At 35.2% G+C, this 20,770-nt stretch carries 18 protein-coding genes; 8 read left to right on the forward strand and 10 right to left on the reverse strand.

The features are described from left to right. Positions 1-92 precede the first annotated feature (92 nt). Together F6K18_RS07360 and F6K18_RS07365 are read left to right on the forward strand one after the other, a co-directional pair. Complete coding sequence (locus F6K18_RS07360; protein ID WP_287519796.1) at positions 93-230, forward strand: hypothetical protein; 138 nt, start codon at positions 93-95, stop codon at positions 228-230. 24 nt (positions 231-254) lie between these two features. Beyond that, a complete protein-coding gene (locus F6K18_RS07365; protein WP_287519798.1) occupies positions 255-596 on the forward strand; it encodes a hypothetical protein in 342 nt (113 codons plus the stop codon). A 280-nt stretch (positions 597-876) separates the two neighbouring features. On the opposite strand, the gene lepB is transcribed toward F6K18_RS07365, so the two are convergent. The 3 genes from lepB to F6K18_RS07380 form a co-directional block, all read right to left on the reverse strand. Beyond that, a complete protein-coding gene (gene lepB / locus F6K18_RS07370; protein WP_287519799.1) occupies positions 877-1,506 on the reverse strand; it encodes a signal peptidase I in 630 nt (209 codons plus the stop codon). Between the two features lie 239 nt (positions 1,507-1,745). Then, on the reverse strand, positions 1,746-2,576 hold the full coding sequence (locus F6K18_RS07375) for a hypothetical protein (protein ID WP_287519800.1): 831 nt from the start codon (positions 2,574-2,576) through the stop codon (positions 1,746-1,748). Between the two features lie 6 nt (positions 2,577-2,582). Next, positions 2,583-3,287 carry a Crp/Fnr family transcriptional regulator gene (locus F6K18_RS07380; protein ID WP_287519802.1) on the reverse strand — a complete coding sequence of 235 codons (705 nt, stop codon included), beginning with the start codon at positions 3,285-3,287 and terminating at the stop codon, positions 2,583-2,585. Positions 3,288-4,110: 823 nt separating this feature from the next. On the opposite strand from F6K18_RS07380, the gene F6K18_RS07385 reads away from it, so the two are divergent. Together F6K18_RS07385 and F6K18_RS07390 are read left to right on the forward strand one after the other, a co-directional pair. Further along, a complete protein-coding gene (locus F6K18_RS07385) occupies positions 4,111-7,872 on the forward strand; it encodes a hypothetical protein (RefSeq protein ID WP_287519803.1) in 3,762 nt (1,253 codons plus the stop codon). Positions 7,873-8,739: 867 nt separating this feature from the next. Beyond that, positions 8,740-9,438 (forward strand): sugar transferase, encoded by a 699-nt coding sequence (locus F6K18_RS07390; protein WP_353735023.1) that lies wholly within the window; start codon positions 8,740-8,742, stop codon positions 9,436-9,438. 333 nt (positions 9,439-9,771) lie between these two features. Here the strand turns inward: F6K18_RS07390 and F6K18_RS07395 are convergent, their stop codons facing one another. From F6K18_RS07395 to ribE, 5 genes are all read right to left on the reverse strand, one after another. Then, entirely contained in the window at positions 9,772-10,440 is a 669-nt protein-coding gene (locus F6K18_RS07395; RefSeq protein WP_124147459.1) for an ester cyclase, read from the reverse strand. Between the two features lie 793 nt (positions 10,441-11,233). Then, positions 11,234-11,830, reverse strand: a complete 597-nt coding sequence (locus tag F6K18_RS07400) for a GNAT family N-acetyltransferase (RefSeq protein ID WP_287519804.1) — start codon at positions 11,828-11,830, stop codon at positions 11,234-11,236. Positions 11,831-12,497: 667 nt separating this feature from the next. Next, the gene (locus F6K18_RS07405; protein WP_287519805.1) at positions 12,498-13,562 is read right to left on the reverse strand and encodes a hypothetical protein; all 1,065 of its coding nucleotides are present in this window, start codon (positions 13,560-13,562) and stop codon (positions 12,498-12,500) included. Between the two features lie 6 nt (positions 13,563-13,568). Next, positions 13,569-13,733, reverse strand: a complete 165-nt coding sequence (locus tag F6K18_RS07410) for a hypothetical protein (RefSeq protein WP_161564731.1) — start codon at positions 13,731-13,733, stop codon at positions 13,569-13,571. Between the two features lie 70 nt (positions 13,734-13,803). Then, on the reverse strand, positions 13,804-14,517 hold the full coding sequence (gene ribE, locus F6K18_RS07415) for a riboflavin synthase (protein ID WP_287519806.1): 714 nt from the start codon (positions 14,515-14,517) through the stop codon (positions 13,804-13,806). 426 nt (positions 14,518-14,943) lie between these two features. On the opposite strand from ribE, the gene F6K18_RS07420 reads away from it, so the two are divergent. The 4 genes from F6K18_RS07420 (at position 14,944) to F6K18_RS07435 (ending at position 18,585) form a co-directional block, all read left to right on the forward strand. After that, on the forward strand, positions 14,944-15,450 hold the full coding sequence (locus F6K18_RS07420) for a bifunctional nuclease family protein (protein ID WP_124147455.1): 507 nt from the start codon (positions 14,944-14,946) through the stop codon (positions 15,448-15,450). 515 nt (positions 15,451-15,965) lie between these two features. Continuing rightward, positions 15,966-17,081, forward strand: coding sequence for an aldo/keto reductase (locus tag F6K18_RS07425; RefSeq protein WP_287519807.1), 1,116 nt, complete (start codon positions 15,966-15,968; stop codon positions 17,079-17,081). Next, positions 17,038-17,169, forward strand: a complete 132-nt coding sequence (locus F6K18_RS07430) for a hypothetical protein (RefSeq protein ID WP_287519808.1) — start codon at positions 17,038-17,040, stop codon at positions 17,167-17,169. Before F6K18_RS07425 ends, F6K18_RS07430 begins: the two co-directional genes overlap by 44 nt. 864 nt (positions 17,170-18,033) lie before the next feature. Next, a complete protein-coding gene (locus tag F6K18_RS07435) occupies positions 18,034-18,585 on the forward strand; it encodes a gamma-glutamylcyclotransferase (RefSeq protein ID WP_124147453.1) in 552 nt (183 codons plus the stop codon). An 806-nt stretch (positions 18,586-19,391) separates the two neighbouring features. Here the strand turns inward: F6K18_RS07435 and F6K18_RS07440 are convergent. Then, the gene (locus tag F6K18_RS07440) at positions 19,392-20,237 is read right to left on the reverse strand and encodes a M56 family metallopeptidase (RefSeq protein ID WP_287519810.1); all 846 of its coding nucleotides are present in this window, start codon (positions 20,235-20,237) and stop codon (positions 19,392-19,394) included. Next, positions 20,237-20,659 carry a BlaI/MecI/CopY family transcriptional regulator gene (locus tag F6K18_RS07445; protein ID WP_287519811.1) on the reverse strand — a complete coding sequence of 141 codons (423 nt, stop codon included), beginning with the start codon at positions 20,657-20,659 and terminating at the stop codon, positions 20,237-20,239. The genes F6K18_RS07440 and F6K18_RS07445 overlap by 1 nt, the downstream gene beginning before the upstream one ends. Between the last annotated feature and the right edge of the window lie 111 nt (positions 20,660-20,770).

Below are 20,770 nucleotides of genomic sequence, written 5' to 3' on the forward strand. Positions count from 1 at the left end.
AATCAAAAAAATATTGCCAAATTAAATCCTTTGTAATTTAATGGATGGTAAGTGGTTATCCAGTTTATACTTAATATGTTCCGGAATAGTTTATGGCAGATACAACTACTGAACCAGACAAAGTTGGTACAACAGAAGCAGCATTTCTTCTAAATATTTCTACTGCTAGACTCAGGTTACTTTTGAGGCAAGGTCGCCTCAAAGGAGCTAAAAAAGTCAAACGGTTCTAGGTAATTCCTTTAAATAGTAGAGGAATGCCAGAAATTACTCCAGGTCGTCGAGGTCCTCAAGGAACTTGGAATCAAGGATTCCGTACAGGCAATACTTTTATCCATGTGCTGCGAAGAGAAATTGACTATAACCGAGACCATGGCACATCTCTTCCAGCAATTTCTGTCAAACAAGGAGATAGAAATGACCGTTGCCACGAAGTAGAAATTCTGGGAAATTGCAAAATTGTCTATCGACCCCATAAACCTAACAGAAGTCAAGCAGGGGGAGCCCGTCTGTGGATTGAGGTAGAGCCTGATGTTCAAATTATTCGTAAATATTTCCGGGATACGGAACTAGATGAAAATCAACTTCAGGGCTTCTAGTTAAGTCAAAGTCTGATTTTTAGTAACTACTTTTTATCTATACTAATTAACAGTGGTGTTACCTTGTTTAACTTTTAGGCTACCATTTATAGATTACTGTGCAAATAATTCTAAATATAGCAATCCGCGCATAGGTTGCGGGTAATTAAAAAGTAAATAAAAGAGTTGAAACTCTCACCTGTTCCCTGTTCCCAGTTAAGTGTTCCCTAAAAAGCAGTAAGATTTTTGCCACGAATAAAATAGGATTGCTATATTTGTGGCGTGCTAACCTCTATAAATTTCATTTGTACAATGGCAATTCATCTATTGTACCAAGACTATCAAGAGGCCAAAATCGAAATATAGCTCGACCAATAATATTTTCATAAGGTACAAAACCCCAACACCGCCCATCATAACTATGATTACGATTATCCCCCATAACTAAATAAGAATTTGGAGGCACTGTCACAGACTGAGAAAGAAACCTTTTATCAGGAGGACAAACATCTATTCTGGTTTGTTGGTGATTAACTTTTCTAGCTTCAAGTTCCGCTGGATTCAAATCTGAAGCAACATAAGTTTCTTCTACTACCTGATTATTTACATATACTCTTCCATCCTTCAATTCTACTCGATCTCCAGGTAATCCAACTATCCGTTTAATAAAAGCATCTTTGTACTGAGTTTTAAGTTCATTTGTTGGATTAAAAACCACAATATCTCCTCTTTCTGGGTATTTAAATTGATAACCCAATTTATCTATAATCAAACGGTCATTAATTTGTAATGTTGGTAGCATTGAACCGGAAGGAATATAACGTGCTTCGGCAACAAATTGACGAATTCCTATGGCTAAAATCACACTAAGTCCAATAGTTTTGATTGACTCAATCAAAGGATTTTCTTCATTTGAATTTTCTTTATTCATAATTTCTATTTATCAAAGAATTAATTTTAAAATACTGATTTTGTTTATGGTTTTTACCCGTTGGTGATTTAGGATTTTTTTTTGAGTACCCTATCTAAATATTGAAAATAGTTTGGAGTCTCAATCATCTCAGTTCATATTGTATAACTATATTTTTATGTTTTTGAGTTGATAGTCATAATTTACCTATTTTTATTTTATGGAACTGTAATATACTGGACAGTAAAAAGTTTTTTGATTCAAAATACAATTGGTTTCATGTGACAAAATGCTCCAGATTCGACCGTCTCGTGAATGGCGATCAAGTACTTAAGAATTTTGTCACTCAGTAGACCTGACCTACTTTTTGCTAAAATATGCTTCCTCTGTTCGGAGAGTGTCAGTAGAACTATCTGTTCCCTCGGATAACCATTGGAAGGTAGAGTACGAAACCAATGAGGGAAGTCTCCTGTCTCCTGTCTCCTGTCTCCTGATTCCTGTCTCCTGTCTCCTGTCTCCTGTCTCCTGTTTCCTGTCTCCTGTCTCCTGTCTCCTGTCTCCTGTCTCCTGATTCCTGTCTCCTGTCTCCTGTCTCCTGTCTCCTGATTCCTGTCTCCTGTCTCCTGTCTCCTGTCTCCTGTCTCCTGTCTCCTGTCTCCTGTCTCCTGATTCCTGTCTCCTGTATCCTGTATCCTGTCTCCTGTATCCTGTATCCTGTATCCTGTATCCTGTATCCTGTATCCTGTATCCTGTATCCTGTCTCCTGTCTCCTGTATCCTGTATCCTGTATCCTGTCTCCTGACTCCTGACTCCTGACTCCTGACTCCTGACTCCTGACTCCTGACTCCTGACTCCTGACTCCTGACTCCTGACTCCTGACTCCTGATTCCTGTCTCCTGTCTCCTGATTCCTGTCTCCTGTATCCTGTCTCCTGTATCCTGTCTCCTGTATCCTGTCTCCTGTCTCCTGTCTCCTGTCTCCTGTCTCCTGTATCCTGTATCCTGTCTCCTGTCTCCTGACTCCTGACTCCTGACTCCTGACTCCTGACTCCTGACTCCTGACTCCTGTGAAATAATACATTTATTCAGCAACCCCGATTAAACAAGTGTACGTTCCAATGCATGTATATCAGGAATACATAAAGTATCGCGATCGCGCTTGATTAATGACTTTTTTTCTAACTTACTTAAGACTCTAGTCACTGTCTCTCTGGCCAATCCACTTAAACTACTCAGCTCTCTATGAGGCAAATTAGGAATTTCTCTTCCTTGTTGAGAATCTATACCTTGTCCCTCTGCTAGAAATAGTAAAATATCTGCTACCCTGGCCTGAGCATCTGCTTCTCGTAGTCTAAGTCGTCGATTCACTTGTCGTAAACGTCTGGCCATTAATTGAGCTAATCGAATTCCTGCTGTGGGTTCAGTATTAATTAGATGAGCAAAATCCTGAGCTGGCATATTACCAATTAATGTGGGGGCTAAGGTAATTACGTCAGTAGAGCGAGGTACTTCATCTAAAGCAGCCATTTCTCCAAATAATTCGCCTTTACCCAAAATATTCAGCGTTACTTCTTTACCATCCAAATTATAGGTGCGAATTTTTACCCACCCATCCAGAATAAAGTATACAGATGTCCCCCAGTCATTCTCCAGCAAGATTACCTGATTTGGTGGATGTTGACGACTGACCACATGAATTACTGCTTTTTCTAATGCTTCTTCTGGTAAACCCTCAAAAAATGAGGTAGATCGCATTAATTCTTTAATATTTAATTGGGGGTCGCGATTATACCTTTCTTCCATAAAGTTATTTTTTCAATATTAATAGGGCAGTATATTTAGCCCACAGAGCAACTATAAATTAATAGTTAAAATTAATACATATTATATTAGTAGCCAATTGGCCAATTTTAAATATCCTGAAAGTCAACAACTTTGTGGAAGTTATGAAAGGGCTTTTACAGTATGGTAGTACATAGATATACGTACAAGATTTGTCAGAAATCCAAAATATAAATAATAAATCCAGAAACTTTTACTACTGCTTCTAGTTAAGCGCTCCTTGACGGATTAAACATCCACAGGGTCATAATACTGTTTCCTCATCCTAAGAGATTGTCTAAACAGCTAAATTTGAGGACTATTATAGTTAATAAATATTATGTATTTGACACTCTATGGGATAAATCCGTGCCGATTCTAAAGGTCGTTTAAACAGTTGGATTTATCCCCTGTTTAAACTTTTCATTAGTTTAGGGACTATCATTGACCCCTACCTTTAAATCATCCATGCCCATTACAGACACAGCTTTCTCAAGATTCAAAGGACATAAAACACCTAACCATTGACTAATATTTTGAGAAGCATTCCACTCAGCATTGCGTTGATAACCGTCATACCCTGTAAAAGATAGAAAGCAAAAGTCTTTAAATTATTAATTTAATCATATCCTGCTATTGCCACATCAAGCTATACGTTAGACTAAAGAGTCTGAAAAAACCTTAACACTTTTAATTGAATTAATCTCCAATTTGTATATCCAGTATGAAAGAGTAATTTTAAAGTCAGTTATGCTCTCATCAGTTTTATAATTCTTAATAAAGGTGAGCGACAGAGGTGAAACTCTTGAATTTCCAGAATAAGCAAATCAAATCAATCATCAGTGAAATAGATGAGGTGCTAAGTCAGTCTAGCACTGAAAATTCTCCTAAAGTCCTAGAAAAAACACTCAGAAAATCTCAAAAGATACTAAAGCAGGTGCTGAACTATCTGAGTCAGAATGTGGATACAATCTCAAGTCTACAGCTACTCTCTGTTGACCCACCTTCAAATTCGGAAAATATTATTGACCAGACGACAAAGCAATATCCACAACAGCTAGAAGAGTTTTTGAATCCTATTAATCACTATCTACAAGAAGATTTTCAAATTCTTAAAGAACAACGACGAGCTTTGCAACAAGAAATTAGGCAACTGGAGAAGCAAAGACAAGATAATTATTCCCTAGCTCAACAATATGCTAAACAGGAGCAAATTATCTCTGAGTTTTCTCAAGCTTTACTTGGCCCAGTGCAAGAAACATTGGTGGAACATTTGTCTCATTTAACCAACCAGCATCCATATCCAAGTCAAAGTGCTTTACCTGTTAAGCAAAATATCAATCCACAGACTTCTAAGAATATTGAACCTTCTGAGATGGTGACAAGTTCAGAGGATAAGTTTAGAGAAGATTCTAACTTTGATCGGTCATTTATTGATGACTTCAATACAGAAGATCATCAGGAAATACAGCAAGAGTCAGAAAATTTTATAGCATCCAATGTTAATCCTCAAAATATTCAACATAAAAAGCTATCTTCTCAAATAAATGAATTATATGAGCCTGCCGATACAACAGTATTACCTTATCCGGGATATGAGTTTGTTGCAAAAGTAAATACAGAATCAAATACAACTGAAACAGATGATTCAAACCCTCAAGAATCATCAATTCACAATCAACTTAATCTTGATCAACAGCAAGATTTAGAAGTTATTAAAAGTCAAAACCAGGAAAATAAAACTTTTGCTCAACTAGAAGCTCCTAGTTTTGAAGAGAATTACACACAGTGGCAAAAATATCAAAATTCAACTGCTAAAATAGAAGATGCAGAAATAGCAAATTTGATCGAATCACCACTAAATTCAGGGTCAAAGTTAGACAACTCAGAAGATGTAGAAAACACTCAAATTATCGAATCTCTCAGTCATCTTTTCGGTGAACTAGAGATAAATGAAGCACAAACTAACCAATTAATTGTTTCTCTGGAATCTAAACAAGAACAAGAAAAAACACAAGAAAAAACAAATTACAGCAATAAATCAGAAGAAGAAGAGTATCTTCAGGCATCCCCTAAAGAAAGTCTCTTACCAATACAAGAATCGGATGAAGAACAAAATCAAAATATAGAATTATTATTAGATACTAATACCCTCAATAATTTGCGTTCTGATTTAGAAAATTTAGAAGAATTTGACTTAGAGGAATTAGCAGATGATTCGCAACAAACTGAGTTTCAATTAGGAGAATATTCACCTGTATCTTTAGCAGAAAGTAATCTTGAATCGACTAATGATTCTGTTACTTCGACTTCAGAAGCAAAAGTTACTAACTTAGAAGTTACTAACTTAGATGGTTTATTTATAGATATTGGTGATGTTTCAGAAAAATTAAATCTAACGAACCAAGAAAATACTCAAAGTTCAGCAGAAAATACAGAAAATGAACAAACTTTAGAAGATATTTTAGATGGCTTAACATCTTCAATAGAAGTAGAACAAATAGAAACAGATGAGCGAGAATTTTTACCGCTAGAAACTCTACTTCAAGACCCTCCAGAGACAGAAAAAAAAAATTTTAATTTATCAAAACAGACAGATATAACACCAGATAAAACATCTTTACTATGGTATTTAGGAATTGACTTTGGTACTACAGGTATTTCTGCAGCATTATTTAATCGTAGCAGTAGTGAAATTTATCCTATATATTGGGAGAGATTACCAACTCAACAAAAGTTAAATATTACTCAAACAAATCAAGAATTTACTCTCTCAACAAAAATAGGCCAAAAAACTTTCAATTATACCAAAAAAATATATCACCTACCATCAACTTTATACATACATCAAAAATCATCTCAAGAGAAAAATATAGAAGAAAAACCCTTATTACTACAAAACTTTAAACCTGGTTTAAAAGTTACTATTCCTTACCTTTCAATTAAATTTAAAAAACAACAATCGCAGGATAAACCAGACAAATCTTTTCTTCTAGGTTCTAACTTGATTGCTACAACTGCCCATGAACCAATTTTACAGTTGTCTGAACATGAACAAATTCCCCTCAAGTTAGTTAATCAAGGATTAGTAACTTTATTGACAACCCTTCAGTCCCAAGCTTTTGGCCAAGACTCTATTTCTTTAACTGATAGAGAAACTCAAACAATAGTTACTTTACCTAATGATTATAATTGTGGCGCAGTAGGATTAGACCAAGAAACATTTTTTTCAGCTTTGGCACAATTAAAATGTGTGTTGATTGGTAGTCCGACTAATTGGCCAGAAGCCTATCGCTTCAATCTGAGAGAAGCAGTTTTAGAAGCAGGTCTGGTCAAAGAAGTTAGTCAAGTAATTGTAATTGAGGACGCGATCGCTACTGCCCTATCAGAATTAACTTCAGTAAGAGAAGATTCAAAAACATCTACGATCTCAGAATTTAGAAGGGGCAAAATTTTAATTGTGAATGTGGGAGCAACTACAACAGAAATGGCCTTAGTTAATTTTCCTGATGATGGCCAAGATTTAACTTATTCTCACTTCCATTGCCATAGTTTTGCTTATGGAGGTCAGGCCCTAGATCAAGATATTGTTTGTCAACTATTACTAAAAAACGAAAATATTTCACCCCAGACTCAGAAAGAAAAGAATCAAGAACAATCTACTCAATTATGGCCACGGCCAGGCTATCCAGATTTGTCAATTAGGTCTCAACTACAGCAATGGTTACAAAGTTCATCCTATAGACAAGAATTATTAGCAGCAGCTCGTAATTTAAAAGTCATTGTGCCATCTGAGAAAGAATTTACTTTGAATATAGGCGATCGCCAATGGAGTTTACAACAACAAGATTTAGAAAAAAAAGTATTAGAGCCTTTTATACAACAATTAAATCAGGAGTTAAATAATTTTTTGAGTAGGGTGGGAATATCTCCAGTGGGAATTAACCGCGCTTTATGTACTGGAGGTAGTGGGAGTTGGAGTGGGATATCTCGTTGGTTACGTCAAAAATTGCCTAATGCAATTATTGTTCAAGATGCAAAAGTTAATTCTGAAAATGTAGAGTTAGGGCAGGAAAATCTGCAGGGATCGGATAATTGTTTATCTGAGATTGAAGATATTAAATTAACTATAGGTAGGGTTGCTTATGGTTTAGCTATTTTACCTCTTTATCCACAAATTATAGATATACCTCAACAACAGTACAACGACTATTTTTTACTTTGGGAAATACTACGAGTTTTTCCAGATCATCCTTTATCTCTAAAAGAAGTTTATCAATTATTAGAGGAGCAAGGAATAAATACTCGTGTTTGTCAGGAGAACATTAAGACTATTTTAGAAAGTAAACTACCTCCAGGTTTAGTGCCTTCGGAGGAAGATGTCATGCTATTGAGTGAAGTTTCTCGACAAAATTCTGAATATCAAAGTTTGAGAGCAAAGCCACTTTTTTGCCAAGAACCTGATGGTAATGGGTATCGTTTGAGTAATGAACAAGCAGAATATGTAAGAGAATACTTAAATATGCTAGTGGCTAATACTAGGCAAAAATTTGAGGAACCCCTATAAAGTTAGCAGAAAATGTGGCGTTGCTTAAATGTAATAATAATTAGACATCTACTCCACCCATAGGGAGTAGGCAGCTTTGCTGTAGGCAGTAGGGGGAAAGAATTGATAATTTCTTTGGGATATAGATATTGATTTTTGATTCTTGGAGATGTCTATTAGCTGAAGGTAAAATTGAAAAACTGATGTTTTGCGCCCAAAGTTAATCTCAAAATCATTACCACTCAGCAACGCCGAAAATGTAATTTAGCGATCGCTTGCTCTACAAGTTTTCCTGGTCAAAAATAGTTTGCATTATAAGCTTAATACAAAAATATTACAATATTTTGTTTATAGAACCTATTTGATATCTATTTAAAAACAGATGGGGAGTATTTTTTAACCTGCTTCCCTTATGCCTTCCCTTCATCTCCTGACTCGGTCTTCCTGACTCTTGTAAAAAAACGCGGGTCGCGGACTAAGATACCAAATGGGTTCTATAAGACAGATAACGGAATATGGAGCAGCAAATATTTATCTAAAGTCCCATTAACATATTGTTAAAAAAAACACCTAAGGGTTTCTCGTTACAAATAATTGTATTAGAATATACCATTTTTGTGATTTTAATTACATAATACTTAATTCGATCTACAAACACCAGAAAACATAAAAAAGCAAAATCTTTAATTATACATAATATTTTTTCTCTTTCCGGAAGATTTGATGATGGATTACCAAAATAACACATAAACTTTAAAAAACGGCTGATATTTGTGAAGATTCAGTAAAGTTAGGTATTTTACCCTACCACCTTAAATCTAGCTCTTCTAAGATGTAAGTATAAAAATTTTCCATAAATATAAAACATAATGTCACAGTGCAAATTTTATGAATACATCTAACTTATCAGTCTCTTCAAATATGAATTCTCTAGCAGTTCTAGAACACAAATACTCAACTAACTTATACAAACAAGTAGCTCATCCGTCTGTCAATAGTCCAAGCAAGCGTCTGATTGATATTTTAGGCGCCTTAGTCGGATTAGCGATCACAGGAGTATTTGCAATTCCTGTACTTATATCTATGCAATTTGATAGTCCCGGCCCGCTATTTTTCAGTCAGGTTCGCTGTGGTTATCAGGGTAAAACTTTTTGGATCAGGAAGTTTCGTTCAATGGTTGTTGATGCAGAAAAACTGAAACACCTAGTCAAAAACGAAGCAAAAGGTAACATCTTTAAAAATGAGAAAGACCCTAGAATAACTCGTATAGGTCGCTTTCTACGTCGGACTAGCTTAGACGAACTACCTCAATTCTGGAATGTTCTCAAAGGAGATATGAGTTTAGTGGGAACTCGCCCTCCTACTTTTGATGAAGTCAAAAATTATGAAGCTCATCACTGGCACAGACTGGATATCAAACCTGGTATGACTGGAGAATGGCAGGTTAATGGTCGCTCTAGTGTGAAAGACTTTGAAGAAATAGTATGCATGGATATTGACTATCAGCAAAAATGGTCTATTGCATACGATCTCAAGTTAATATGGAAAACAATTTGGGTGGTATTTAATAAGTCAGGTGCTTGTTAGTTCTACTTTTTTGCTCGGAGTTCAATGTCGCATTTCTCAGAAATAGATTTGAGATGCTGTTTAATGCGACTAGAATAGAAGTTATTTTTAAAATAAGAAAAGAAATCTGATTATTCCGTAGCAAATTAGATTTAATTAGTTATATTATATGGAATTGTTGACCCACTATCTTTGCTAGCGCAGATCTTCTCCTAATTGTTCAAATAAGCGTGAAGTATCTTTAATCAAGATGGGAGCAATATGCTCCCACTACTTATTAATAATGAAATTTTGGCAGACCACTACTATGTTTTCTGTATTGAATTATAGCCAAAGTATTGTAAAATGATTCTCTTATTTTTGACTATGAAATGGGCAACCACCAGCCGTTAAATCTTTGATAAATTTACTATTATCAAAATAATGTTCTACAGACAAAATTTTTAAATCTTCAGTTACTCTAGCAATACTCATACCAATAATTTCGATTGTTTCGCCAGTAGGTTGATAGTCTTTAAAATTACCTTGAAAAGTCCCCCAATGTCGCCATTTAAAAGTAACATTTGGCGGTCCGGAAAGTACTTCTATTACTTCCCAGAGAAACCCTTTTGGAAAAGCTTTATTAAAGGTTTCAAAGGATGATTCAAAAGTTTCTTTGTCAGGGTCATAATGTTTATTTTTACTAATAAAAAGATTATATGTCCCGTGTTTTCCTGCTTCCTGAGCAGTATATTCTTTTCCTCCATTACTACTCATGCGAAATTGATCGGCAACAACAGATAACCACTGTTCAGGATTAATTTTATTAGATGCTTCCATCTCAAAAGTCCTGACTAGGTTATGAGCGATCGCTTCTAAAGACCCTTCTGGATGATCATATTTACTCTCTTGTTGAAAAACTCGATCATTGTGAGAATAATCTGGTCGTTTTCCGCCTCGCCATTCCACATCTATATCATTAGAAATTACTTTTTCTCTATCTTGCACCCATAGGGGTAAATTTGTAGAATTAGTATTACTCATATAATTTTTATTGCTAGGATGAAGTACAATTTTTTTGACTTTAGAGAACATACAACAGGATAAAAAAAGTATTATATTTTACTTTATCGGCATTAAAAATACTATATTTGTTCTCAATTATCTGAGTGGATTCACACTTTCATTAATTTACTAGATTATTTATTGCTGCCATAGATTATTACATAATGATTTAATTTTTTGATTATAAGTCAACGGAAATTAAAAAAATTAATCAACCTTATTCATTTTTTTATCTTCGTTTTTTCAACAAATAAAAATCATCTTGACTCAAACTATATTTAATATCATGTCCGTTTAATTAATGATAATGTAGATGTAAATTCAAGAGGGAACACTGGAAACGAAGCATAAATTTGGGATATTCCTTCCAGATGGCTTCAGTCGAAGATTTTTATGATACTTAATCATCTGGAGATGGTATAATACCAAATCAATAAATATTTGCTACAAATAGCTAGGATATTTCTGAGGAGTTAACCCACCCCTCGCCCCTCCCCCTCCCAGGAGGGGAAGTCAGGAGTCAGAATGAATAACTTTAATACCATTTTTCAGGTCGGAAATCATTCTTTTTGTCAAAATACATATCCTGCATTTGTCTTTTGATCGCACTTATTATTCGTAACATTCTTTTTTCACGCTTGGTATAACAACTTGTTGCTGAGACTCTGAATAAACAAAATTTCGTTCAAACTTTAATCCCATTTTCTCCATCACTTGAATAGATGCTTTATTTTCTAACAATGCACTTGCTGCTACTGAAAATTAATCAACCTTATTCCTTTTTTACTCTTGGTTTTTCCAGCAAGTAAAAATCATCTTGACTCAAACTATATTTAATACCTTTTTGCTGATATTCTGAATAAACAAAATTTCGCTCAAATTTTAATCCCACTTTTTCCATGACTCGAATAGATGCTTTATTTTCTAACAATGCACTTGCTGCTACTTGCTGTATTTCCCACTCTAAAAAACCTTTGCGAATTAAAGCTTTTGATCCTTCAGTTGCATATCCTTTTCCCCAAACTTTTCTTTGTAACCGATAACCAAGTTCAATATCATTTTCTTGATACAATGCTGCCCCCATATAACTATCTAAACCTGGTCGAAAATGAAACCAACCAATGAATTTATTACTTAACTTTTCAATAGCTGCCCAAAAACCATAACTCTGATATTGTTGGTAATACCTAAAAACTTTAGGCAAAAATCCATTTTTAATCTCATCGTAAGTCGTAGGTGTTCCGGAGCGATCGCCTAATTTTGTATATCGAGTTACTTCTGGGTCACTATCCAACTCAAATAATAATTCTGTATCAGCTTCAGTAAACTGTCGTAAAACTAATCTTTCTGTCTCTAGAAAAATCTTCATTATTTGATATCAAGTTTCATTAATTAATTATAAGAAAAACGTTTTTATCTCTAAAAATAAAATCTCTTAAATTCCCATTTTTTATGTTATATCATGTCCGGATAATTAGTTATAAAAAAACTTTCTCCTTCAACTCCAGTTGTTCTTCTTTCTTCCCTCTTTCCTCCTGACTCCTGAGGACTGACTCCTGACTCCTCCCTAGTTATTTATTTATCACTGTTTAACCGGACATGATATTAACTAAAACTTTTACTGATAGGTCTTAAATTATGAATTATATCCTGTTCGGTAGAACAGTTATAATTATGCTTGTAGTTGGCTTGTAGTTGGGCTTTACCCCTAATATCAAGTCTCATTAATTAGACAAGGGTAAAAATGATATTCCCAAGATAATTGAGAATCTATCAAATTTCCCCCTACTCCCTGCTCCCTAATCAGTGTTATTTGTGGGTATTTAAAGAGACATGATATAAGACAAGTATTTAAAGGACTAAAGTCCAACTACAGACAAAAATTTTAGCCGTTGGTGAATCAAGCTATGAAAGCTAAATTTATCAAGTATAAAATGCTTTTTAATTAATATTTAGGCGATCGCCATTTAAAAAAATCATAGCCACGCATCACCAACCCCAAATTTTATTATAACTATATCAACCCTACATAAATATTAGAACAAAATAACTCTATCAATTCCGAAAAAATCGTCAATTGTTTCAATATTTTGAGTTAGGTTTAAGTTAGCACCACCCTCAATTACAGCAACAGTATCTACCTCAATAACATTATTCTCTAAAGATTGGTTCTCAATAACTAAATCATTACCAACTGGAAAAAGCTGAATATTATCTATTGACTGCTTAAATAGCTCAATAGAATCTCCCTCAAATTGGTTAAAATCTACTATTATTGCCTCACCTTCACCTAAGTAGAAAGGTACAGCTACTGGTATTATGACAGGAGTAATAACAGTTGTAGTTCCCAGGATAAACTCATTTACTCCAGGAGTGCCAATGAGGCGATCGAACTCACCAATACCATCACTAAGGTAATCTCTTTCAAAAAAGTAATCTACTGCAACTCCAGTTACTTCCACAAAATTATTTTCTTCTCCCACAGGTCTAACAAGATCACTACCACTGGTACCACCAAAAAAAGCAGCTCGATTTTCATTAATACCAAAGTTGAGATAATGTTCTAAACCAGAACCAATGAACCCATTATTGACAGCTTCAGCAACGCCAGGATTATTTGCTAAATATTCGCCTTCTACAAAAGATACTTCTAGAGGTAAAGGTTCGTCATTCGGGGGGTTTTGAGAACCAAAGCGGAAGTTACTGTCATCCAAAAGCAACTCACCAGTAAAAGGATCGACAACATTCTCCACCACTGCTAACCCTATTCCTGTAGTGCTACGGGCAATAATGGTAGCGTCAGTTTCTCCTGGTGCAAAACCAATGGAGTAGTTTCTAGTAAATGAATTATTTTCTTTGCCCAACTGGATAATGTCAACACTGGGGTCAAAATTGCTAATCCGAACATTACTATCTATACCATTGTAAAAATCTTGACCAGACTCACCTAAGACAAATATATCAGTAGCGTTGCCTCCAACTAAAGTATCAAAACCACCACCTCCATCACCTGCAACACCCGTTTGATAAATACGATCGCCTGCAGTATTTAAAGCGACAGGTACTCCGATCAAGTCTATTTCTGTTCCTGATACACCCACGGAAAATTATGGGAGAAAGTCATTGCCAGTTGTACCAGTAAAAGCAGCAGATCGTTGTTCAAACAACCCAAACAGGAGATAGTGTTCAAAACCAGAACTCATCACACCGCTATTTACTGCTGCTGCCACATCAGAGTTTTCCAGCAAGTATTCACTTTCAAAAAATGCCATACTTTTTTTCAGTTAAATAAGTTTTTTTGCTTGAATTAGACCTTACCACTAGGAAAAATGTTCCCTCATTTTAAATAAAACCGTTTTCACTCAAAAATTCTGGTGTAATATCTTTGAAACTATTAACATGAGAATTTCCTGCCAAAACTGAATAGTTATTAGAACCATGACGTAGAAACTTAGCCACATATTTACCAAGAATATCTACCTCAATATTCACTAAACTACTTGCTTTTAAATGACACAAGTTTGTTTCATTAAAACTGTGAGGAATAACTGCTACTTCAAACCAGTTACCATCCAAATCGCAATCAGCCACAGTTAAACTAATACCATTAACTGCAATACTTCCTTTAGACACAATATAGGGAGCTATCTGACGTTGCCACCTCTCGTCCTTTGTTTGTGAAGCTGTAAATCTCATTTCCCAGGCATTAATTGTTTCCACAGAAGTTTGCAAACGTCCAACCCCGTCAATATGACCAGTAACAAAATGGCCTCCTAACTTACTACCTGCTCGCAATGAAGTCTCAAGATTCACATACCTATCCGATATTTGGCCTAATGTACTACGTTGTAAGGTCTCAGGTGATACGATCGCCACAAATCCTTGAGCTAAAATGTTTATTACTGTTAGACAAACACCATCTACAGCTACACTATCACCAATGGCCAAATCTTCCAAAATAATTTTACTGCCACTAGATGATCCCAGAGAAACTAAAATTTGGCTTTCTTCTAAAAGCTTAATTTTTCCTAAAGCTTGAATCAATCCTGTAAACACTGTTTTTCCTCTGATTAATTAATTAAAGATTAGTTAAATTTTATGAACGCAAACTCTATGAATATTCCGTTAACAGCAACGCTATAGCAGCGCGCTAGGCGTATATTTACAAATTGCAGGAACTCCCCAATAGCTAAAAGTCTGATATTATCAGCTTTTTATTTCCCCTATTGCCTGTTGCCTATTGCCTGTTGCCTGGGCGAAGCGCTATAGTCTTGAAATTACACGGTTGTTATATCATGGTGAGCCATTAGTCAAGGTAGACACCATACTCTCAAAAATCGAAGATAATAAATAAATGTAAAAATGACTCATATAGGTAAATAGGTAAATATCAAGTCATACTAAAAATTACTCGATCCTTATCTATACTGACTTACATTCTATATATCTTGACAAAAATTATTATAAAATGAGGCCGAGCCAATGATTGAAATGAAAGTTGCAGGAATAGCATTGGATGCATCGACACGGAATCCAATCGTATTGTTAAGAGATGGTACCGAGCGACGTGCTTTGCCCATCTATATAGGTCAAGACCAGGCCAAGGCAATTATCAGCGCTCTGGAAAACCATCAGCCACCACGTCCATTGACTCACGACCTCACGGTTAGTATTTTAGAATCACTAAGTGGGGTGTTGGAAAAGGTGGTAATTCATTCATTGCAAGATAACACCTTCTATGCAGTGCTAATTATTAAGCAAGGAGAAACTAAAAAAGAAATTGATGCCAGGCCCAGTGATGCGATCGCTATTGCCTTACGTACCAATAGTCCCATTTGGGTAATGGAAGAAGTCGTAGCAGATGCCTCTATTCCAGTAGACCAAGATGCAGATGAAGCAGAAAGGCAAGCCTTTAGGGACTTTATATCAAAACTTCGCCCTGAAGATTTAATCAAACGTGGTGGTTCTAGCACTGGTGAATTATCCTAGTACTATTTTAATAGAATTAAAAATGCAAAAGTCAAAGAAGATTTATTTAGCTGAAAACTTTTTCAAGTTTATTTGAACCTTGGCCAAACGATCAATAGTAGTTAGGACTCAGGTATTGCCTATGCCAGATTCTATCATAAATTTTGAAAGAGGACTCCCGTTATCATCGCATTTATTTAACGGTGAGATGAATTTCAAGCAGAAAAATAATTGAGCAATACGCGCGCATTTTTAGTGTTATAATTTTTTAAATAGCCGTGGGGCACACGGTTAAATAAAAGCGCACCGCCTGCCCTGAGGTTTCCTGAGTTTAAAGACAGAGCAAGAAGACTTGTGTGGATGGTCTGACAAGGGTGCAACTCAGTTTATTTGATTTGTTATCTAGTTAAGAATCTATTTACTGGCAAGAATCTCTTGTTATAATCGCGAGATTTAACCCTGAGAGTATAAAAAGATAGGTAGAAAGAAGCGATCGCTCAATAGCAAAACTAAAAACTAAAAACTAGAACATATAGGTGCACTACCGCAGGTTTGGCAAAACGAACTTAAACCTCTCAATTTTTTCTTTGGGAACTATGCGATACTTGGTATCTCAGGAAAATGCTGTAGAAACAATCAAGCAAGCTGTAAATATGGGAATTAACCACATAGAAACAGCTAGAGGTTATGGTAAAAGTGAAAAATATCTGGGTGCGGCGTTGGTCTGTGAGCTGCAGCGTACCCAACTTTATATCACAACAAAAATTACACCTACAAGAGATGTCAGTTTGATAGAGCGATATATAAATGAATCTCTAGAAAACCTAAATACAGATTATTTAGACTTTTTGGCTATTCATGGCATTAATACTTGGGAACATTTAGAAATTACCCATCATGGAATTAAAGCAATACATAAAATGATCGATGATGGGCGAGTTAGACACATTGGTTTTTCTACTCATGGCCCTTTAGATGTAATTTTAGCGACTATTAATACTGACTTTTTTCAATTTATTAACTTACATTATTACTACTTTTTCCAACATAATGCCCCTGCAATAGAGTTAGCTAAACAAAAAGATATGGGCATTTTTATTATTTCTCCCGCAGATAAAGGTGGGCAATTATATACACCATCTCCTACTCTTCAGGAACTGTGTCAACCTTTTTCTCCATTGGAATTAAATTATCGATTTTTATTAAGTGACCCGAGAATAACAACCCTTAGTGTGGGTGCTTCTAGGCCACAAGAATTAGAATGGCCTCTGAGTATCAGCAGTTGCACGCAACCCCTAACTCCTCAAGAAGTTGAGATATTTCAGCGTTTGGAAACTCAGGCTTTAACAAGGTTAGGCACAGAAAAATGTAGTCAATGTTATGGTTGTTTGCCATGTCCAGAAAGTATTCATATTCCAGAAGTTTTGAGATTAAGAAATTTGACTGTAGCCTATGATATGACAGAATTCGGTAAGTATCGATATGGGATGTTTGAAAATGCAGGTCATTGGTTTCCAGGTAACAAAGGAAGTCGATGTACTGAATGTGGTGAGTGTTTACCCAGGTGTCCAGAAAACTTAGATATACCGACTTTGTTGAAAGATACACATGAAAAACTTAAGGGTTCCTCTGGTCGTCGGTTATGGGAATAATCTAGTTATGGCAGAAGTAAGAAGGAAAGAAGGAAGAAGGAAGAAGGAAGAAGGAAGGGGGAAGAAGGAAAAATCTTGTCTTGTCTGAGTTTTATAGCGGTTTTCATGTTTCATAGAATACAACTATTTCTGTAACTTATTAAACTTTAGGTATATCTATAATTTTTTCACTATAAGCATAAGCTTTTGATATGTCCGCGCCCTTTGGTTCGACGGCTATAAAAATCCCTAAGCTAAGTAAACAAAATTATATTATTTGTATATTTACTGTTGAGTTATATTTCTTTACCTAGAGATAGTTTAAGCTAGTTTATTTTAGTAAAAAATGCACTGGTTATTTTGTGTAGGTATACCAAATTATTCAGTAGTCTAATATCATGTCCGTTTAATTAGTGATAAAAAACTTTCTTCTCCTCTTCCTTCTTCTTGCTTCCTGACTCCTCGCTAAGTTATTTATAAGTAGGGTTTGCGCTCAAAAATCTTTTAGTAGGGGCAGGAGACAGGAGACAGGAGACAACCCACCCCTCGCCCCTCCCCCTCCCAGGAGGGGAAGACAGGAGAAATGGGAATTAAGAGGAGGTAGAAGTAACAATGTAAGAATGATTTTTCTGCCCAACTCTTACCATTAATACTAACTTTTTGAGCATGAAGAGCTCAAAACCAGGAATTTTTTTCAACCTAAAACAGCTAAAACCTTTATCTATCAATGCTTTTATATTTAATCAGCAAACCCTAAGTATTCAACGGGACATGGTATAACTCCTGACTCCTGACTCCTGAGGACTGACTCCTTCTTCAAAGTGAAAAGCTTATAACTGACTACTGATTACTATATTGTGCAAAATCTAACAGAAAAAAGTATCAAACTTTCTGCACAATTTAATGCATATGCTCCAATCAAATCTGTCTTTTCAGACATATACTAACTCAGAGTTTCAAATCAATAACTAAAATGAACAAGCTGACTTCTACAGAGAAAAAGTTTTACTACTTTGCCTATGGATCTTGTATGTGTCCTGTAGACTTAAAACGAACCTTGGGAGAAAATACTCATCACTATGTTATAGGTCCTGCTAAACTTAAAGGATATAGAATTGGATTTTATCGTTATTCAGAAAAGCGTAATTGTGGAGCGTTAGATGTAGTAAAAGACCCGAATTCTAACGTAGAAGGAGTGCTTTATAATTTACCTTTGAGGTTACGCCCTCGCCTAGATGAAAGAGAAACTGTAAAATTCGATTTTATTAAACAAATTCACTGCGGTGGTTATCGACCAGAAATAGTTGAGGTGTATAGTCAAGGGAAATTATATAGTGGGGTTTGTACCTATATTGTTATAGATAAATTACCCCAGGAATTAGCTCCTAATGATTGGTATTTTAATGTTGTACTTAGAGGAGCTATAACTTGCGGACTTTCTGAAGAATATTGTTGGAAATTGTTTGAACATATGTATCATTTACAGCATCAGAAAAGACAACAATATTTCTTGTCAGCAGCTTAGATATCAAAATTCAAAATTCAAAATTCAAAATTCAAAAGTAATCTCTGACTTACTTTCAGCATTTAGTATTGTCTTAACCCAATTGTGTAGTGCTATATATCTCTGGGTTAAAAAAGGCAAAAGATGAAAATATATCAAGAAATTTAGGGGGTTTTTAATGAGCAAAAAATAAGGTCTGAAGTCTCCCCTTTCAAGGGGATAAAAAAAAATAAAGTTCAATATTTCAAGCCTTTGACTTTAACTAGAGGTACTGATAACTGATAACTGAAATGACCCTCTAGATTCTGGCACTTCATGTCTTTATTGAGATTGAGATTCTTTATTTTCTTTTCTGATGTTAATTTAGTTACTCTAATACCATTTCTCTATGAAGTTGCACTTAATATAAAGATGATAATAGTCAGCGTAATCAGGTCTGAGCAACAATGATTAAGCGCATTGTTACAGCGAAATGGTATAAAGCATTTTTTTTTTGCTAAAAATGATCGAATCAAAATTTACCGAATAATTAAGCTTTAAAGCCTCTCCTTTAAACGAGAAAAAATAAAAAATTATCCTTTTAGTCAATCCTCTTCTTTTCAAAGAGAGGTAATTATTAATTATTAATTATTAATTATTAATTGTTGAAAGCAGATTGCAGATAGATGAGGTACAAATATAAATAGTAAAATATTTGTAGTGCGGGCATCTTGCCCGCAACTGGTGTACCTCACTAATCTGAAATACGATGTATATCATGTCTTGAGAATAGCGCGATAAAAAAATTTATCCTCTTCCTTCTTCCTTTTTCCTTCTTCCTTTTTCCTTCACTGATGAAATAACATAGTTATTAAAGGGAAAAAATTTAATAACACCCAACTCCAAAACCAATAATTATTTTGTTGTATAGAAAAATCTGGTTCTGCTAACAACGCATCAATTCTTTCAGTCAAACGGTTAGGAGGAGTTGTACAACTAAATGCAGCAGCAAAATTAGCTGGCTGAGTTAAACGATCGCTCACCATTAACAACAAAGTCTCCGCCAATAATAATCCATCAACTTGTTTTTTTGCCCACTGATCGGCACGCACTTCTCGAAGAGTCAAAAGTTCATGCCACAACATTTCAGTATTTGGTAAAAAAGGCGCAATTTTTCCTAACCAACCGAACCAAAAAAACCAAAAATTATCTCGATAATAATAATGTGCTTGTTCGTGATTTAAAACCGCATAAAGTTGCTCGGAATTTAATCTTTCTACAAGTCCTTTACTAACTACTAACTGAGAATTCCAAAAGCCTATTTGGGCACTAAATAAAATAGGATTATCCAGTAAACGTACTGATTTACCCTTAATCATTATCTGAGGATAATTATTCACCTTTTGTACAGACCGCCAACCTTGATAACCTAAAATTAAGCCTAAAATAGCTGTCCATCCACAAAAGCTCCAGGCCAATAAATAACTAAACCATCCAGTAGATAGTCCAAGCATTTCTCCTTGATGACCCATACAAATAACTGCAATGGCCGTCGTAATTAATATGATGGGAGGAGAAATAAATAACATCAGCGATCGCTCCCAACGTTGGCCCCAATTACGCGGAGTAAAAAAGTAAGCTTTTCTGAGGCCATAAGATAACCCAACAGCTCCCAAAATGATGATCAGGTGCATTATTCTTTGTCCTCCCTAACTTTGCGTATAGCTTTTAGCTTTTGGGCGATCGCTTCTATTTGCTCGATACTAGCAGAATCTAAACTATCGGCAAAAGAGGCCACCAAATCTGGGTTTCCTACTTCCAGAAATTTATTTAATTGTTGATGCGCTCTCAACATTTCAGCTTCTCGACGAGAAATTAAAGGTCGCCACACAAAAGCACGCTCACTTTCATCACAAATTAACCAACCTTTTTGAGTCAGGCGACGTAGCACTGTAGTGACTGAAGTATAAGCTAGTTCTCGGTCAGGGTCGGTCAGAATATATTCATGTACCTGTTTGACTGTGGCACAACCTAAATTCCAAACAATATTCAAAATCTCTGTTTCTAGGGGGCCTAAAGACATTTGTTGTGGACAGTGTTCTGGTAAAGGACTCATTATTTTTTATTTCTTAGATTTTGACAACACCGTAGTTAAAATTTCTCCTTTGTTATGGTAAATTATTTAAGTATGACAATCTGTCGTTTTACAATTAAAAATCTCCATAAA

This window comes from Okeania sp. SIO2C2, from assembly GCF_010692625.1.
Classification (GTDB): domain Bacteria; phylum Cyanobacteriota; class Cyanobacteriia; order Cyanobacteriales; family Microcoleaceae; genus Okeania; species Okeania hirsuta.

Bases quoted from the DNA above. Each gene is read 5' to 3' on its own strand.
- F6K18_RS07360 (WP_287519796.1), top strand. From the start codon at position 93: ATGGCAGATACAACTACTGAACCAGACAAAGTTGGTACAACAGAAGCA.
- F6K18_RS07365 (WP_287519798.1), top strand. From the start codon at position 255: ATGCCAGAAATTACTCCAGGTCGTCGAGGTCCTCAAGGAACTTGGAAT.
- lepB (WP_287519799.1), bottom strand. From the start codon at position 1,506: ATGAATAAAGAAAATTCAAATGAAGAAAATCCTTTGATTGAGTCAATC.
- F6K18_RS07380 (WP_287519802.1), bottom strand. From the start codon at position 3,287: ATGGAAGAAAGGTATAATCGCGACCCCCAATTAAATATTAAAGAATTA.
- F6K18_RS07390 (WP_353735023.1), top strand. From the start codon at position 8,740: ATGAATACATCTAACTTATCAGTCTCTTCAAATATGAATTCTCTAGCA.
- F6K18_RS07395 (WP_124147459.1), bottom strand. From the start codon at position 10,440: ATGAGTAATACTAATTCTACAAATTTACCCCTATGGGTGCAAGATAGA.
- F6K18_RS07400 (WP_287519804.1), bottom strand. From the start codon at position 11,830: ATGAAGATTTTTCTAGAGACAGAAAGATTAGTTTTACGACAGTTTACT.
- F6K18_RS07410 (WP_161564731.1), bottom strand. From the start codon at position 13,733: ATGGCATTTTTTGAAAGTGAATACTTGCTGGAAAACTCTGATGTGGCA.
- F6K18_RS07420 (WP_124147455.1), top strand. From the start codon at position 14,944: ATGATTGAAATGAAAGTTGCAGGAATAGCATTGGATGCATCGACACGG.
- F6K18_RS07430 (WP_287519808.1), top strand. From the start codon at position 17,038: ATGAAAAACTTAAGGGTTCCTCTGGTCGTCGGTTATGGGAATAATCTA.
- F6K18_RS07435 (WP_124147453.1), top strand. From the start codon at position 18,034: ATGAACAAGCTGACTTCTACAGAGAAAAAGTTTTACTACTTTGCCTAT.
- F6K18_RS07440 (WP_287519810.1), bottom strand. From the start codon at position 20,237: ATGCACCTGATCATCATTTTGGGAGCTGTTGGGTTATCTTATGGCCTC.
- F6K18_RS07445 (WP_287519811.1), bottom strand. From the start codon at position 20,659: ATGAGTCCTTTACCAGAACACTGTCCACAACAAATGTCTTTAGGCCCC.